The organism is Streptomyces sp. NPDC020299, from assembly GCF_044387825.1.
GTDB lineage: Bacteria > Actinomycetota > Actinomycetes > Streptomycetales > Streptomycetaceae > Streptomyces.
In genome coordinates this window covers 16,860-31,610 of the sequence record NZ_JBIRWL010000011.1, presented here as the reverse complement: position 1 = coordinate 31,610, position 14,751 = coordinate 16,860, and the positions used below count along the sequence as shown (strand labels likewise).

Here is a 14,751-nt window from a genome sequence, read left to right as displayed (position 1 = left end):
GAGTGCAGGGTGCAGACGATCGACCGCGACTCCCGGGAATACGTACAGGCCGAGGTCACCGTCAACGTCCAGGGCCAGCCGTACAACCCCACGGCCGATGTCGTCGAATTCGCATTCGCCTCAGTCGGTGGCCGCCCGAGCACCTGGTACGCGGGTGGCTGGGACGGTACCGCCTCGATCCCTGGCACCAACTCCTACCGCGCACAGGTCCTCGTCGGGCCCTCCAGCGGCGGCCCTGCCCTTTCTCCCGGCCGCTACGCCGTGTGGATTCGAGTCACGGATAGTCCCGAACGGCCCGTCATCCCCGTCGGGCAACTCAACGTCACCTAACAGAAGGAGCCTGGCGTGGACGCCCTCACCCCGCCAACCGCCCTCCAGCCCCCCACCCACGCCCCCGCTCCGCCCGCGCCGATGCTGGTCGGGCCGGTGTGCGCCGCGTGCGGTGCCGAGGCAGTCGTGCACTGGCTGCGCCGCCCCATGGACGACGAACTGGCCGCGGTCATCGCCACCGAGCGGGGCCGCCGCGAGCAGTTGATGCGCGTGGCCGACCCGCAGCTCCCGGCCCCGGTGTTCGGACCGCCGCCGTCCGGCGACGACATGACCGTCACCGTGTACGCCTGCAGCCCGCACGCCATCACGCTGGAAGCCGCCGCGCACATTCACGCGTCCAGCTGCACGGCCCCGAACGAGGTCGACCTACCCAGCTGCGACTGCACACCCGAGGTCCGGCCGCAGGAACCGCTCGAAGAGCCCGTACGGGCGCTGCCCACGCACTGGGTGACAGGCGGCGCCTGATGCCCAAGCAGGGATATGGCCGCGACCTCCCCGAAGGCTTCGAGGAGTACCGGGCCGACGGCAACCGCCGCTGCTGGGGCCGGAACAAAAAGAGCGGCAAGCAGTGCGGCGCCCCCGCGATGACCGGGCAGAACGTGTGCCGCTTCCACGGCGGCGCCGCCCCACAGAACCTGCGCGCAGCCGAGCAGCGGGTGACCGAGGCGAAGGCACGAGCACTCGTGGAAACGTACGGCCGGAAGATCGAAACCACCGCCACGGAGGCGTTGCTGGACGAGGTCCAGTGGACCGCTGGCCACGTCGCCTACCTCCGCGAACGCGTGCAGGAGATCGAGGCCGGCCCCGTCTCCGGAGCCGACGGCGAGCACCCGCTCGTCTGGGGCAAGACGAAGAAAAAGACCGGCGGCGAGGACTTCGGCACCACCGAGGAAGCTGTCCCGAACGTGTGGCTGCGCCTGTACCAGCAGGAACGCGCCCACCTCGTCAAGGTATGCGCCGAGGCCATCAAGGCTGGCATCGAGGAGCGGCGGATCAAGCTCGCCGAGCAGCAGGGCGCACTCGTTGCCCGGGCTATCAAGGCGATCCTCGGCGATCTGCAGCTCACGCCGGATCAGGAAGCCCGCGTCCCGGAGGTCGTCCCACGGCACCTGCGCGCGCTCGCCTCCTGACCGCACGGGGGTGGTGATCGTGACCGACACCCTCGACTGGGCCGAGTTCGCCGCCCGCGAGTTCGAACCGGCCAGCTCGCACCAGCGGTGGGCGACGCCCGGCGCACTGGCCCGGCACCTGGACCCGAACACCGTCCAGACCGCAGCCCTCGACCTCCTCGACGCGAACCTCGTCGACGTCGCCGAGGGCCGCTGCCGACGGCTCATGTGGTCGATGCCGCCGCAGGAAGGGAAGTCGGAGCGCACCAGCCGCCGCTTCCCGCTGTGGCTGCTCATGCAGAACCCTGACCTGCGGATCGGCATCGTCTCGTACGAGAAGGGCGTAGCCCGCCGCTGGGGGCGAGCCATCCGGAACGACATCATCAGCCACCCGGAACTCGGGCTGACCGTCCGCGACGATACGGCAGCCGCTCACGAGTGGCAGCTGGAAGGCCACCTCGGCGGCGTGTACTCCGTGGGCATCGGTGGCGCGTTGACGTCGCGTCCGGTCGATGTGCTGCTGATCGATGACCCGCTGAAGGGCCGCAAGGAAGCGGATAGCGAGGCGTACCGGAAGGCCTGCAAGGACTTCTACACCGACACGGCGCGGACGCGCCTCGGACCGAATGCCATGCAGATCATCATCCAGACCCGCTGGCACGAGGACGACCTGACCGGCTGGCTGCTGGCAGGGCCGTCAGGCCACGAGTGGCGGTACATCAACATCCCAGCTCAGGCCGAAAGCGACAATGACCCGCTGGGACGGGAGCCGGGACAATACCTGGTCTCCGCGCGCGGCCGCTCGGCCGATGACTGGGAGGCGACGAAGCGGGACGTCGGGTCCCGGACCTGGGCTGCCCTGTATCAGGGGGCACCGGCGCCTTCCGAGGGCACGCTGTTTAAGCGGCAGCACTGGCGCTGGTACACGGCACCCCGGGCGGTGCGCCGCGAGGACGGCACGATGTGGGTGCACGGCGCGGACGAGCTGATCCAGTCCTGGGACATGGCGTTCAAGGACACCCGCAAGTCCGACTTCGTGGTCGGACAGGTATGGGCCCGCTTCGGCGCCGACGTGTACCTCTTGGACCAGATCCGGGACCGGCTGGACTTCCCTGCCACGCAGCAGGCCGTGAAGGCGATGACGGCGAAGTGGCCGCAGACGCACGCGAAGCTGGTCGAGGACAAAGCGAACGGCCCGGCGATCATCGCGCAGCTGCGTTCCGTGGTCCCCGGCCTGATCCCGATCAACCCGAAGGACTCCAAGTACGCGCGGGCCTCATCGGTCGCGCCGTTCCAAGAGTCCGGGAACGTCTACCTCCCGGACCCGGCACTCGCCCCGTGGATCGATGACTACGTCGTCGAGCACACCTCGTTCCCGAACGCCAGCCACGACGACCAGGTCGACTGCACCAGCCAGGCCCTGGACCGGCTCCTCGGCAGCCACACCGGTGTCGAGCAGGCCATGGACTGGCTGAAGCAGTTCAGCAACGCGACCGCCTGATGGGAGGTGCCGTGGCCCGCTGGAACCCGCTCCGCTGGTTCTCCCGCCCGTCCGCCCCGGCGGCCGAAGCAGACACGACGAAGGCGATCGCCCCGGCCGAAGCGCAGACGTTCACCCCGGCTCAGGTCGGTACACTCGTCGCGGCAACGGCGCAGGCAGCCCGCACGGACGGCACGTATCAGCCGCTGCCCCGGATCGAGCCGCAGGTACCGTTCGGGCCCGGCGTGCCGCTCACTCCCGCCGCGATCGACCCGCTGCGCCCGGACGGCCGGACCGAGCCCCGCTTCAACGAGTACCCGGTCACCTCCAACCTGCCGGGCGTCGGCGACAGGCTGGTGCCCTGGAAGGTGCTGCGCGACGCCGCTGACGCGGGAGGGCTGCCGCGGCGCTGTATCGAGATCCGCAAGGCCGAGGTCACCACCTTGGACTGGGCGATCACGATCACCAAGGAGGCCGTGGAGGCCGCCCAGGCCGCCTCGGACAAGCCGCGCGCGGAGGTCGAGCAGGAACTCCGCCAGTCCCTCTCCGCCGAGATGGTGCGCTGCACCCGGTTCTGGCAGAAGCCCGACCCTGGCCAGGACGAGAACTTCGGCGAGTGGGTCGGCAAAGTCCTCGAGGAGCACTTCGTCCTCGACGCGATCGCGATCTACCCACGGCTCACCTACGGCGGCGACCTCTACGCCCTCGAAGTCCTCGACGGCTCCACCATCAAGCCCCTCCGCGACCACCGCGGCGGCCGGCCGCTCCCGCCGAACCCCGCGTACCAGCAGATCCTGTGGGGGTTCCCGCGCGGCGAGTTCGTCGCCGACGCGGACGAAGCCGGCGAGGTGATCGGCGGCTACCGCGCCGACCAACTGGTGTACAAGCGGCGGAACGTCCGCGCGCACACCCCGTACGGGTACTCCGCGGTCGAGCAGGCCCTGGAAGACGTCGACGTCTGGCTGCGCCGACGGAAGTGGATCCGGGACGAGTACTCCGAAGGCACGGTCCCGGCCGGGTTCGTCACGAACCAGGGGCAGACGTCTTGGACGCCGGCGCAGCTGTCGGAGTACGAGACCGCGCTCAACGACGCCTACTCCGGATCGACCGCAGCGAGGCACCGGCTGCGCGTGCTCCCGCCCGGATTCGATATCGAGACCCCGGCCGACTTCGGCGAGAAGTACAAGCCGGAGTACGACCTCTTCCTGATCAAACTGTTGGCCGCGCACTTCGACACGACGATCGCCGAACTCGGCTTCACCGAGCCCGGGGGTCTCGGCTCGACGGGCTGGCACGAGGGCCAGGCCGCGGTCCAGCAGCGCAAGGCCACACTGCCGACGCTGCGTTGGCTGCAGCAGCTCCTCACCTCGATCTCTCGCACTCACCTGCGGATGCCAGCCGAGCTGGAGTTCCGCTTCCTCGGCTTGGAGGAAGAGGACGAGGCCGGCGCGGACGAGGTCGCCCGCGCCCGGGTCATGTGGGGCCGCATGACGATCAATGAGGATCGCGACCGGATGGGGCAGCCGCGGTTCGACTTCCCTGAGGCCGACATGCCGATGGTCATGACGACCCGCGGCGTGATTCTCCTGGAAGGCGCCTCCGAACGCGCCGAGCCAGGGACGAGCGTGAGTCCGCCGAGGGAGGGTGAACAGCCAGGTACGCCGTTGTCGGATGCCGACGGCGACGGCGACGGGCCAACGGAGGACGACGCTGGGGCAGATGGCGGTGAGCGCGCCGACGCAGTGAAGGCGGAACTGGCCGCCTTCCGGCGCTGGTCGCGGCGAAACCCGGTCCCCGGCAGGCCGTTCGAGTTCCAGACGGTTACCAAGGCGGACGCGCCCAACCTCGCCGACGCGCCCGTCGTCTTCGTCACTCCGGGCGGCGATGACCGCCCAAAAGCTGAGCCGGTCGCGTGGCCCGGCTGGGACCGCGACCAGGAAACCGCCACCGTGTGGGGCGACCGCCTCAAGCAGTCGCTGGCCGACTCGGTGGACTGTGAGCGGTTGGCTGAACGCTGGCTGGCCCAGGAACTGGTGAAGGCCGACGAGCCCGACCCGGCCGCAGTCGACACCTACCAGCAGCCGCCACAGGACGACGACAGCACCACCGAGTGGGCGATCGCTCTGGCCGTGGCGTTCCTCCTCGCCCTAGGCATCACCTTCACCGCCCCCCTCGCGGCCGCCCTGGCCGGGATCTGGGCGGAAGGCTGGGCGATCGGTGACACAGCCGCCCGCGCCATCCTGGCCGGCCGACGCCGGGCCCGGTTCGCGTGGGACATCGGCGACGACCAGGCAGCAAGGCAGGCCCTCACCACCGCCGCGGCGGACGCGCTACAGGCCTTTCTGGACCGCAACCGCAGCGGCATCCCGGCCATCGCTGACCGGCGCCTGCGAGTCTTCGCTCGCGTGCTGGCCGAGGCCAAGGCGCAAGGCATGACCGCCGAGGAGCTCGCCCAGGCCCTCCGCGACACCCTGCAGGACGATGCGTGGGTCCGGATGGTGGCTCTCACCGAGTTGACCCGAGCCAGCACCGCGGCCGCGCGCGCCGTATACACGGCGGCGGGCGTCACGAGGTGGCGGTGGGGCACGGAGCCAGGTGCCTGCCCCGTTTGCGTGGCCAATGAGGAAGCGGGCCCTCGGAGGATCGGCGAGGTGTGGCCGGACGGGTCCGAAGCCCCTCCTGCGCACCCTCACTGTCGGTGTAGCCCGTTGCCGGAGCCGGACCAGTTGTAGCCCGCGCTCACCGAAGGGAGCCGTCATGACAGTCGCCTACGCGTGGGCGCCGATCACCAAGACCGAGGAGCAGGCCGACGGAACGCTGATGGTCTACGGGCCGGCCGCGTCCAGCGACCTCGACCGCGATCAGCAGCGTTTGAACGCCGACTGGCTGGACCGGGCCATGCCGGAGTGGGCGCAGGTCGGGAACATCCGCGAGCAGCACGACGCCAAGAGGGCCGTCGGCGTCGGGGTGGGCCTGACGAAGGCAAAAGACGGCAAGCATCACATCGCTGCGCACATCGTGGACGAGCAGGCCATCAAGAAGATCAAGACGAAGGTGCTGAAGGGGTTCTCCGTCGGCATCAAGAACCCGCGGGTAGTGCTCGGCAAGGCGGACGCGCCGGGCGGCGAGGTCGTGGACGGCAGCATCTGCGAGATCAGCGTCGTCGACCGGCCGTGCAACCCGGGCACTCTCTTCGAGATCGCGAAGGCGGACGGCGCAGGCCCGCTGGAAGCTGTGGAGGGCGAAGTCGTCGAGAAGACGGACGCGGAGGCCTTCGGGATCCCGGCCGACGTGTACGAGCGGCTGCCGGAGGGCGTGCGCACCGCGCTGACCAGCCTGGCATCGGCCGGTGCCGCGGTGTCCGCCGAAGCTCTGAAGGCCGACAGAGTCGACGAGGGCGTGGCCGTCTCGTCGCCGACGTTCCTGCTGAAGCTCGACGGGCTGACCGTGTCCGAGGACGTGATCCGCGGCCTGGTCGATGCGCGCGTCGCCGAGCTGGGCGATGTGGCCAAGGCGGACACGTCCGCTGCAGGGCGGCGGCAGGCGGCTGCTTCGGGAGCTGCGATGCCGGATGGTTCGTACCCGATCAAGACGAAGGCGGACCTGCGGAAGGCCATCAAGGCCGTGAGCCGCGGGGGCGCCGACCACGACAAGATCCGTAAGCACGTGATGAAGCGGGCCAAGGCCCTCGGACTGGAGGCCATGGTGCCCAGCAACTGGAACTCGGACGGCTCGCTGAAGACGGCGAACAAGGCCGACGGAGACGACGACCTGATCGCGAAGGCCGAGCAGATCCTCCGCGACACCCGGGCGCTCGCGCCGTCGCTGACCAAGGCGGACGACGGTGACGGCGGCGAAGGGAACGACAGCGCCGAGAGCGAGTCGGCGGACATCGCGAACGCTGAGCAGGCCATCGCTGTCATCGCGAAGCTCATCATCGCCGAGGCCGAGTCCCTCGCCATGGGCAACCTCAACGAGGCCTGCGACATCGACCTGCTGCTGTCCGCCGTACGCTCTCTGACCTGGTTCAAGCGACGCGAAGAAGCCGAGCAGGCGGGCGACGCCGACATGGACCTCGCCGACAGCGCGAAGTCGGACAGCGCCCACGACGAGACCACCGAGGGCGCCGCCGAGGCCGGAACCGCCGAGACTTCTGCTTCCGCCGAGGAGCAGACCGCCGCCGAGGGCCAGCAGGCCGACGACGGCGCCACCGAGGACACCGAAGCCGGCGAGACCGGGACGGTGTCCGACGCAGTGACGAAGGCCGATATGGCCGAACTCGTCAAGGCCGCAGTCGCAGAGGTCACCACCGCTGCCGAGGAGCGCTCGAAGGCGCTCGAGGCGGAGCTGGCGAAGGCGAACGCTGCCATCGAGGAGTTCCGGGCCATGCCCACCCCGGGCGGACCCGCGCTCACTCGCACCGCAGCACAGCAGGCTCAGGCGAAGAACAGCGACGCCGACCGGATGCGGCACGAAGCCAGCCAGCTGCTGGCCAAGGCCGACCAGGTCTCCGACCGCGACCTCCGCGACGGCTACCGGGACCGCGCCAAGGCCCTCCTGGCCAAGGCCGACGCCTGACCGCCTGCCCTTCACCCCACCAGCTCCGGCCCCTGTGTGGGGCCTATCGCATGAAAGGGGCCATCATGGCTCTGCCCCGCGCCGAAGTCCTCTTCGGTGACTCCCCGGAGGCCCCGGCCCTGTCCAAGGCCGAGGTCTCCCAGCGCTTCGACGAGCTGATGTCCGCCGTCGACACCGCGCCCAGCCGCACCCTCGGCCCGGCCGACGTCGTGCAGGCCTTCACCGAAGGCCGCGGCATCAGCTTCGAGCAGCAGCCGACCACCGCGTACGGCGCCCTCACCAAGACCCTGTCCAGCCCGGACCTGGTCAAGGGCCTGTCCGCGGAGTCTCTCGCCTCGATCACCGGCGCGCTGGACGAGCTGAAGGCCCAGCAGCCCGACCTCGTCAAGGACATCACCACCTCGTCCCCGGTCTCCGGCGGCCTGGTGGCCTTCGACCTGGAGGCGCCGGCGAAGATGCTGACGCCGCGGCCCACCCCGCTCAGGAACCGGATCCCGCGGAAGAAGGGCATCGGCCTCTCCCACCGCTTCAAGGTGATCTCCGGGTTCACCGGCACGGGCAGCGGTGGCGTCGGGAACATCCACCCCGGTATCGCCGACACCACGCAGAACAACTTCGCCCCCTCCGGCGCCAGCCAGTCGCTGTACTACGCGCGCGGCCCGAAGATCAGCTACGCGGGCTACGACAAGAACGTGGCCTACAGCCAGTTCTCCGTGTCCGACCAGGTCACCTGGTCCGCGCAGTACGCCGGGCAGGGCTACCAGGACATCCGCCAGCTGTCCCGCACGTCGCTGATGTACTCCAGCATGCTGCTGGAGGAGCGCATGCTCCTCATGGGGCGCGGCACCTCCGGCAACGGCTTCCTCGGCGCCCTGGCCGCTCCGACCGGCCTGACCCTTACGGCCCGTTCGGCCGGCGCCGGTGAGACCGCGCTGACCGGCGTCTCGACGAACATCTACGTCAAGGTCACCTCGGATGCAGGCGACTTCGGCCAGTCCGTCCTCTCCTCGGCAGCGAACGTGGCGCCGTCGACGCAGGTCGTCGACGTCACCGTGACGCTCCCGGCCGGTGCGACCGGCATGCGCGTGTACGTGTCGACCGGCTCGTCCGACCCGGGCGACTCGGCCCGCTGGTACGCGGGCAAGTCGGGCACGAACACCTTCACCCTGCAGGGCGCGCTCCCCACGTCGGGCACCGCGGCGTCGACCGTCACCGGTGACACCACCGCGTACGCGTCCGGCTACGACGGCATCCTGCCGGTCTGCACCGGCTCCGACTCCGGGTACGTCAACCGGCTCAACGCCGCCCTCTCGACGAGCAACCCGGGCGTGGAGTGGCAGAACGCGTTCGTCTCGCTCTACAACTCGGTCAAGGCCGACCCGGACCGGACGCTGCTGAACGGCGCGGACCGCAAGCAGCTGTCCGACGCCCTGAAGGGCTCATCGTCCTCGAACTACCGGATGACGATCACCCAGGACCAGCTGACCGGCGTCACCATCGGCGACGTCGTCAACACCATCATCAACGAGGTCACCGGCAAGGGCGTCGCGGTCGAGGTCCACCCGTGGATGCCGCAGGGCAACGCGCCGATCCTCTCCGACAGCCTGCCCATCCCGGACAGCGAAGTCAGCGACGTCTGGTCCGTGTTCAACGTCCAGGACCTGATGGGCATCGACTGGCCCGTCAACCAGTTCGCCTTCGAGTCCTCGTCGTACTGGTTCGGGACGCTGGTATGTTACGCACCCGCCTGGAATGGGGCGATCACGGGAATTAAGTCGGCGTAGTTCCGGATTCCGCAGGTGGTTTGCGGCGCACTGTTCTAAACTCATGGAATGAGTAACGGACTTTGCTGCTGCGGCTGCGAGGGTAGGACGAAAATTGCTCCACGAACTCACACCGCACGCGGATGGGTCAAGGGGCAGCCTCAGCCTTACCTTCGCGGCCACGCCGCGTGGAAGGACCATGGACCTCGCTGGATCGCAGACGCCAACGGGTGCTGGATCTGGCAGCGCAGGGCCAACCGGCAGGGCTACGCCATCGGCAGCTTCGTGAGCCGTGGCGGCAAGAGCACGGGTCTCGCGCACCGAGCGATCTACGAGCAGCAGGTAGGACCCATCCCTGAAGGGATGGAACTTGACCATCGCTGCTTCGTGACAATGTGTGTAAACCCAGCTCACATGGAGCCGGTCACCTCAGAAGAAAACCTGAGGCGCCGTCGGTCAACTCCCCAAAAAGCTTGGGATCCAGAGTTGGCGAAGGCGTACCAGATGCGGACTGATGGAATGTCGTGGCGGAAAATTGCGGCCGAACTCGGCATGACACATGGCCCGCTCATCGGAAGAGTTCGCGATTACTGCGAACGTAAGTCACTTCCATACCAGTAGGAAACATTTCATAGGAAGGCCCGCAGGTAGCTCTGCGGGCCTTTTGTATCCCTTCTGATCGTCCGCGGTCCCTCGGGTGCGGGGGCCGCGGACACCCTCAAGGAGCACACCAGCATGGCTCGACTGTGCATGCCCGACGGCGCCTGCCGCGGCATCGATGTCCAGGGCGCCCAGACAGGCGCCACCACCGCCTACACCCCCGGCCGCGACGGCACTGTCACCGTCGACAACCCACAGCACGAGCGCGCCCTTCGCGAGTACGGGGCGTTCCTCGCGAACCTCGGCGGCCGCACCCGCGGTGGATACCGCTGCCCGGCCTGCTCGTTCGGGTCCTTCTTCAAGACCTGCTCTCGCTGCGGCGGGACCTGCGAAAGGGAACACTGATGCCCCCGAGGAAGCGCGCCGAGAGCGCACCGAAGGCCGAGGAGCCGGTAGCTCCCGAAACGGACAGTCAGACGGCCTGCTCCACCGCCGACGACTCGGCACGCAGCGACCTGCAGACGGTCGACCGGCCCTGTGAGGAGTGCTTCCCCAACGGCTGGCCCCAACAGGCCTTCTCCGTGGGCTGCACCCACGGCACCTGGATCCGCGACAACTCCTGACCTGGGAGGAGGGTGGGCGTGCCCGCCACACCGTACGTCTCCGCCGCGGCGTTCCGCGCCCACCCCACCTACCTCGACACCGACGGCCTCATCCCCGACAACCCGGACCCGGCCGCGCAGGACGCCGAGCTGACCAACCTGCTGCTCCAGGCCTCCGCGTGGGCGGACAACGAGTGCGACCAGCCACTCGGGGCGCACCTGTACACGCAGTCGACGCGCGTGCGCACCGACCGGTCCGGGATGCTCCGCATCCACGCCGACCACGCCCCGGTCAGCACGGTGACCGCTCTCTCCTACGGCTTGTCCCCAACGTCGCTGACCGCGCTCGACTCGCCGCAGGCCTGGGTGGAGGACGGCTCCAACCTGGTCATCGCGCTCGCGGGGGCGTCAACCGCCTGGAGCGGCTCCCTGCAGGCCGGATTCGGAGCAGCACCCGGCTCGGAACTCTTTACACGCCTGTCGATCGCGGCCGGCTACGTGGCCACGCAACTGTCCGCCGCGGCCACGAGCGGGGCGACGAGTATCTCGGTGACGGACCCGACCTGCATCGAGCCGGGCGGCAGCTACCGGATCTGGGAACCCGGCCGCGAAGAGACCATCGTGGTCTCGCCGCTCTGGCATCCCCCAACACCATCCACGGCGCCCGTGCCCACCACCGTGCTCCTGGCCACGCCAACCGTCTTCGACCACGAGACCGGCCACGACGTGTCCGGGCTTCCGGCCGATGCCCGGCTCGCCGTGGTGCTGTACACGAGCGCGCTGTTGATGCGCCCGGACAGCACCGCGGAGGACGAGTTCCCGGACGCAGCGACGAACGCCAGTACCCGCGGCAAGGACAGCCGCCGGACGGGGCAGGGCCTGGTCGACGAGGCACGCCGCATCCTCGCCTCCTACCAGCGAGTCAGGTGATGGCCGGATGAGCATCCAGACCGCGCTGGACGGCATCTGCCGCTACTTCGGCGGCGCGTACGACGAACAGACCCGCACCTACCGGTCCTCACCGCTCTCGTCGGCCGGCGTCGGCGTCGTACGGCGCGCGTGGGCGAAAGACGACAACCTCGCCGACTACTTCTGGGGCCAGGACGCCGGGGCACGCACCGGCTGCCAGATCGTCGTGTGGATCCCACGCAGCAGCGAAACCCGGTTCGCGGTTGGCGGCGCCACCGGCGGCCACAAGAACGTGGTCTACGAGGTGCAGATGTGCTGCTACATCCGGTCCCGCACCCCGCACGCGGAAGACGCCCAGGACGACGTACACGCGCTGCGCGACGCCCTGGTCGAGCACTTGCGCGCCGACCGCACCCTCGGCAACGCGGTTTTCGAGGCAGGTGAGCACGTCGACGGCGGCAACGGCTCCATCGACCTCGAATACGGCCAGCCCGAGACGAAGGCGCAGCTGACCAAGAGTTTCCTCCTGATGACGTTCCCGGCGCTGGAGATCATCCAAGCCTGACGGGCTGCCGGGCGCCCTTGTTCCCCCTCTTCTCGATGACCGGAGTTCAGCATGCCCGCGAAGCCTGCCCAGGAGCCGGAGCCGGAGCGCGCTCCGGTCACGACCCGCACGACGGAGACCGAAGCGCCGAAGCCGGCCAAGGCCGAGGTGGACGACGTGCCCGAGGACCGCCTGCCTGCTGGCGTCTACGAATTCGTGGGGACCGTGCCCACGCAGTACCTCGAGGTGCCGCTCACCGCGCGGCCCGCAGCCCCGGGCCGGGACGCCACCGACGACGAGGCCGCCGTGCTGGCCACGCCCGCGACCGTCTTCGACTGGCCAGTCAGCGCGCCCGGTGACGGCCGCTGGAAGCCCACCAAGAAGAAGCCCAACCAGCAGCCGGACAACGCCCCGGCCGACCCCGAAGGGGAGTGACCGGTGGTCGCCACCTACGCATCCACAAAGCAGTTCATCGGAATCGCACCCGAGACTACCCAGGGCACCGCAGTAGCGATGACCACGACGCAACTGCTGTCCACGTTCACCCCGTCCGACAAACCGACATTCCTGAAGGATCAGTCGTGGCGCGGGTCGATGGGCACCGACGCGTTCGCGCAGATCCTCGGTGTCGGCACCGCCGACGTCAGCCTCGGTGGGCCCGTCTACGGGGACACGATGGGCTTCTGGCTGCGGAACGTCCTCGGCGACGTCGCCGTCACCGGCACACCCACCGGGTCCGGATCCACCACCCTGTCCTCCTCTGCCGTCGCGGGGGCCACGTCGGTCTCGACCGCGGCGTCGATCCCGAACGGCACCATCGTGCAGATCGGTTCCGGGGCGACGGCCGAGGTGTTCACGACGGGCACGCCGTCGGGTGCAGGCCCGTACACGATCCCGCTCGCCTCCCCGACGGGCGGCCTGGCCTACGCGCACGCCTCGGCGCAGGCGGTCGTCCCGCTGCAGTCCGCTGGCCCGTTCACCTACGCCTGGTCGCTCCTGAACAGCGGCGGCGGGCAGCCGGCCAGTCACACGCTCACCCACTCTCTGGGGACGACGGCCACCTCTGGTGCCCGCCAGTACCCCGGCTTCTGCCTCAGCCAGTGCAACTTCACGTTCAACGCCGAGTCCGAACTGTTCGCGTGGACCGGACAGGGCACCTCGTGGCCATCGGTGGCCGCGGGCTCGGCGCCGACGGCGAACCCCACCACGGTGCTGCCGACCGCCTCGTGGCGGACCAAGGTAGGCATCGGCGGCCCGGCGTCCGGGGGCACCCTCGTCAACACAGTGATGGACGGCGAAGTCGACATCACCCGGGAACTGCAGCCGGTGTTCACCGCGACCGGTAACCGCACCCCGTACATCATCCAGCGCGGCGGCCTCAGCGTGGCGGGCAAGCTGAACTTCGGCGCCGTCTCCGACGAGTCGGTGCTGCTGTACATGCTGAACAACACGCAGCCGCAGGTGCAGTTCGTCTGCGACAACGGGCTCGCGGGCGCCAACCAGGTCGTCGTACAGATCGACATGAACTCCGCCGTCTTCACCCAGGCCGACCCCGACACCTCCAAGGCCGCAGTCGGCTACCAGGCCAGCTTCCAGGCGAACTTCAACACCACGAACGCCGGCGGCTCGGGCGGCATGTCCCCGATCAAGGTCTCCGTGACCTGCGCCGTCGCACCCGGCTCCTTCTAACCCTTCTCCCGCACAGCCCTCTTGAGCTGCGGTCCCGGAGAGGAAGGGCTCCGGGACCGCACCCTCCCTTCCACCCGAAAGGCCACACCCTCATGTCCGAGCGTCAGCCCCTGGCCACCACCGGCTCCTGGGTACAGATCCGCGACCCCCACACCCTCAAGTCCGGCGACAAGCGCCACGTCCTACGTACCGTTCGTGACAACGCCGAATCTGGCGAACTCGCCCTCAGCATGCTGGATGCGATCGCCACGGTCGCCGTCGAGGCGTGGAGCCTCGAGCTGCCGATCCCCTCCCAGGACATCAAGGTCCTGGACCTGATGGAGATCGCGGACTACGACAAGCTGTCCGAGCTGCTCGGCCCGACACAGGACGCCCTGTTCCCAACTCCGGTCGAGGAGAACCCGGAGCAGGCCGCGGACGACGCTTCCCCTACCGAGCCTTCCGCCGCCTCGTAGCGCGGCTGGAAGGACGCCCCATCCCCGGCAGCGAGAACGCCCCCGTCACGCTGCTGGAAGAAGCCGCCGACTACGCCTGGTTCGCCGAACGGTGGGGCTGGACACCCACCATGGTCGACGAGCAACCCGCATGGATCATCGAGCGGCTACCGACCCTGGCAACGGCCTTCGACGAGGCCCAAGCGGCAGTGCAGGAACGAGCCCAACAGCAGGCTGAGCGGCAGACGGGCAGGTGACCTGGTGCCGGACATCTCCATGAACGTCTCGGGCGGTGACGCGGTCGCGGCCGCCCTGGACCGGATCGCAATGCGGATGCGCACCGCCACCCGCAGCGCAGTCAAGGACGCCAACCGCCTCGTACAGCGCCGCGCCACCGCGGAGCTGTCCCGCTACTCCCACCCGCCGAACACCCCCACCCCCTCGCCTCCTGGGCAGCCGCCGGCCCGTATCAGCGGGCATCTTCTCGGCTCGCTCTCACCGACGGGCCCGTATCCCACTGGCGGGGGAATGGCCGGGAAAGTCGGGCCTACCGCGGTGTACTCGCGGATCCAGGAGCTAGGCGGACGAGCTGGCCGCAACCACTCGGTGACGTTGCCGCCCCGCCCATACATGCGGCCTACTCGCGCCAAAGTCCTCGCCGACGGCTCCCTGCGCCGCATCTTCGTCGGCGCGTGGCGCCGCGCCCTCTAACC

The 14,751-nt window shown here is 69.4% G+C and carries 16 protein-coding genes; all 16 read left to right on the top strand.

What is annotated here, in order from left to right; translation table 11 throughout:
• Nucleotides 1–9 precede the first annotated feature (9 nt).
• The 16 genes from ACH45E_RS26395 to ACH45E_RS26320 all read left to right on the top strand — a co-directional run bounded on the left by ACH45E_RS26395 (nucleotide 10) and on the right by ACH45E_RS26320 (nucleotide 14,749).
• Complete coding sequence (locus ACH45E_RS26395) at nucleotides 10–330, top strand: hypothetical protein (RefSeq protein WP_361448649.1); 321 nt, start codon at nucleotides 10–12, stop codon at nucleotides 328–330.
• A 15-nt stretch (nucleotides 331–345) separates the two neighbouring features.
• Nucleotides 346–795, top strand: coding sequence for a hypothetical protein (locus tag ACH45E_RS26390; RefSeq protein ID WP_361448652.1), 450 nt, complete (start codon nucleotides 346–348; stop codon nucleotides 793–795).
• On the top strand, nucleotides 795–1,460 hold the full coding sequence (locus tag ACH45E_RS26385; protein WP_361448655.1) for a hypothetical protein: 666 nt from the start codon (nucleotides 795–797) through the stop codon (nucleotides 1,458–1,460). Before ACH45E_RS26390 ends, ACH45E_RS26385 begins: the two co-directional genes overlap by 1 nt.
• Before the next feature lie 19 nt (nucleotides 1,461–1,479).
• Entirely contained in the window at nucleotides 1,480–2,940 is a 1,461-nt protein-coding gene (gene terL / locus ACH45E_RS26380) for a phage terminase large subunit (protein ID WP_361448658.1), read from the top strand.
• Nucleotides 2,941–2,951: 11 nt separating this feature from the next.
• Nucleotides 2,952–5,651 (top strand): phage head morphogenesis protein, encoded by a 2,700-nt coding sequence (locus ACH45E_RS26375; protein WP_361448661.1) that lies wholly within the window; start codon nucleotides 2,952–2,954, stop codon nucleotides 5,649–5,651.
• 25 nt (nucleotides 5,652–5,676) lie between these two features.
• Nucleotides 5,677–7,497: a hypothetical protein gene (locus tag ACH45E_RS26370; protein ID WP_361448664.1), complete on the top strand. Its 1,821-nt coding sequence runs from the start codon at nucleotides 5,677–5,679 to the stop codon at nucleotides 7,495–7,497.
• Nucleotides 7,498–7,562: 65 nt separating this feature from the next.
• On the top strand, nucleotides 7,563–9,281 hold the full coding sequence (locus ACH45E_RS26365; RefSeq protein WP_361448667.1) for a hypothetical protein: 1,719 nt from the start codon (nucleotides 7,563–7,565) through the stop codon (nucleotides 9,279–9,281).
• Between the two features lie 48 nt (nucleotides 9,282–9,329).
• Complete coding sequence (locus ACH45E_RS26360; protein WP_361448670.1) at nucleotides 9,330–9,881, top strand: HNH endonuclease signature motif containing protein; 552 nt, start codon at nucleotides 9,330–9,332, stop codon at nucleotides 9,879–9,881.
• Between the two features lie 114 nt (nucleotides 9,882–9,995).
• The gene (locus tag ACH45E_RS26355) at nucleotides 9,996–10,265 is read left to right on the top strand and encodes a hypothetical protein (protein WP_361448673.1); all 270 of its coding nucleotides are present in this window, start codon (nucleotides 9,996–9,998) and stop codon (nucleotides 10,263–10,265) included.
• Nucleotides 10,265–10,483 carry a hypothetical protein gene (locus tag ACH45E_RS26350; RefSeq protein WP_361448676.1) on the top strand — a complete coding sequence of 73 codons (219 nt, stop codon included), beginning with the start codon at nucleotides 10,265–10,267 and terminating at the stop codon, nucleotides 10,481–10,483. Before ACH45E_RS26355 ends, ACH45E_RS26350 begins: the two co-directional genes overlap by 1 nt.
• An 18-nt stretch (nucleotides 10,484–10,501) precedes the next feature.
• Nucleotides 10,502–11,392 (top strand): hypothetical protein, encoded by an 891-nt coding sequence (locus ACH45E_RS26345; protein ID WP_361448679.1) that lies wholly within the window; start codon nucleotides 10,502–10,504, stop codon nucleotides 11,390–11,392.
• A 7-nt stretch (nucleotides 11,393–11,399) separates the two neighbouring features.
• Complete coding sequence (locus ACH45E_RS26340; protein ID WP_361448682.1) at nucleotides 11,400–11,936, top strand: hypothetical protein; 537 nt, start codon at nucleotides 11,400–11,402, stop codon at nucleotides 11,934–11,936.
• Nucleotides 11,937–11,987: 51 nt separating this feature from the next.
• Nucleotides 11,988–12,350 (top strand): hypothetical protein, encoded by a 363-nt coding sequence (locus ACH45E_RS26335; RefSeq protein WP_361448685.1) that lies wholly within the window; start codon nucleotides 11,988–11,990, stop codon nucleotides 12,348–12,350.
• A 78-nt stretch (nucleotides 12,351–12,428) separates the two neighbouring features.
• A complete protein-coding gene (locus ACH45E_RS26330; RefSeq protein WP_361448688.1) occupies nucleotides 12,429–13,604 on the top strand; it encodes a phage tail tube protein in 1,176 nt (391 codons plus the stop codon).
• Between the two features lie 92 nt (nucleotides 13,605–13,696).
• Complete coding sequence (locus ACH45E_RS26325; protein WP_361448691.1) at nucleotides 13,697–14,059, top strand: hypothetical protein; 363 nt, start codon at nucleotides 13,697–13,699, stop codon at nucleotides 14,057–14,059.
• 240 nt (nucleotides 14,060–14,299) lie between these two features.
• The gene (locus tag ACH45E_RS26320; protein ID WP_361448694.1) at nucleotides 14,300–14,749 is read left to right on the top strand and encodes a hypothetical protein; all 450 of its coding nucleotides are present in this window, start codon (nucleotides 14,300–14,302) and stop codon (nucleotides 14,747–14,749) included.
• The last annotated feature ends 2 nt before the right edge of the window (nucleotides 14,750–14,751 follow it).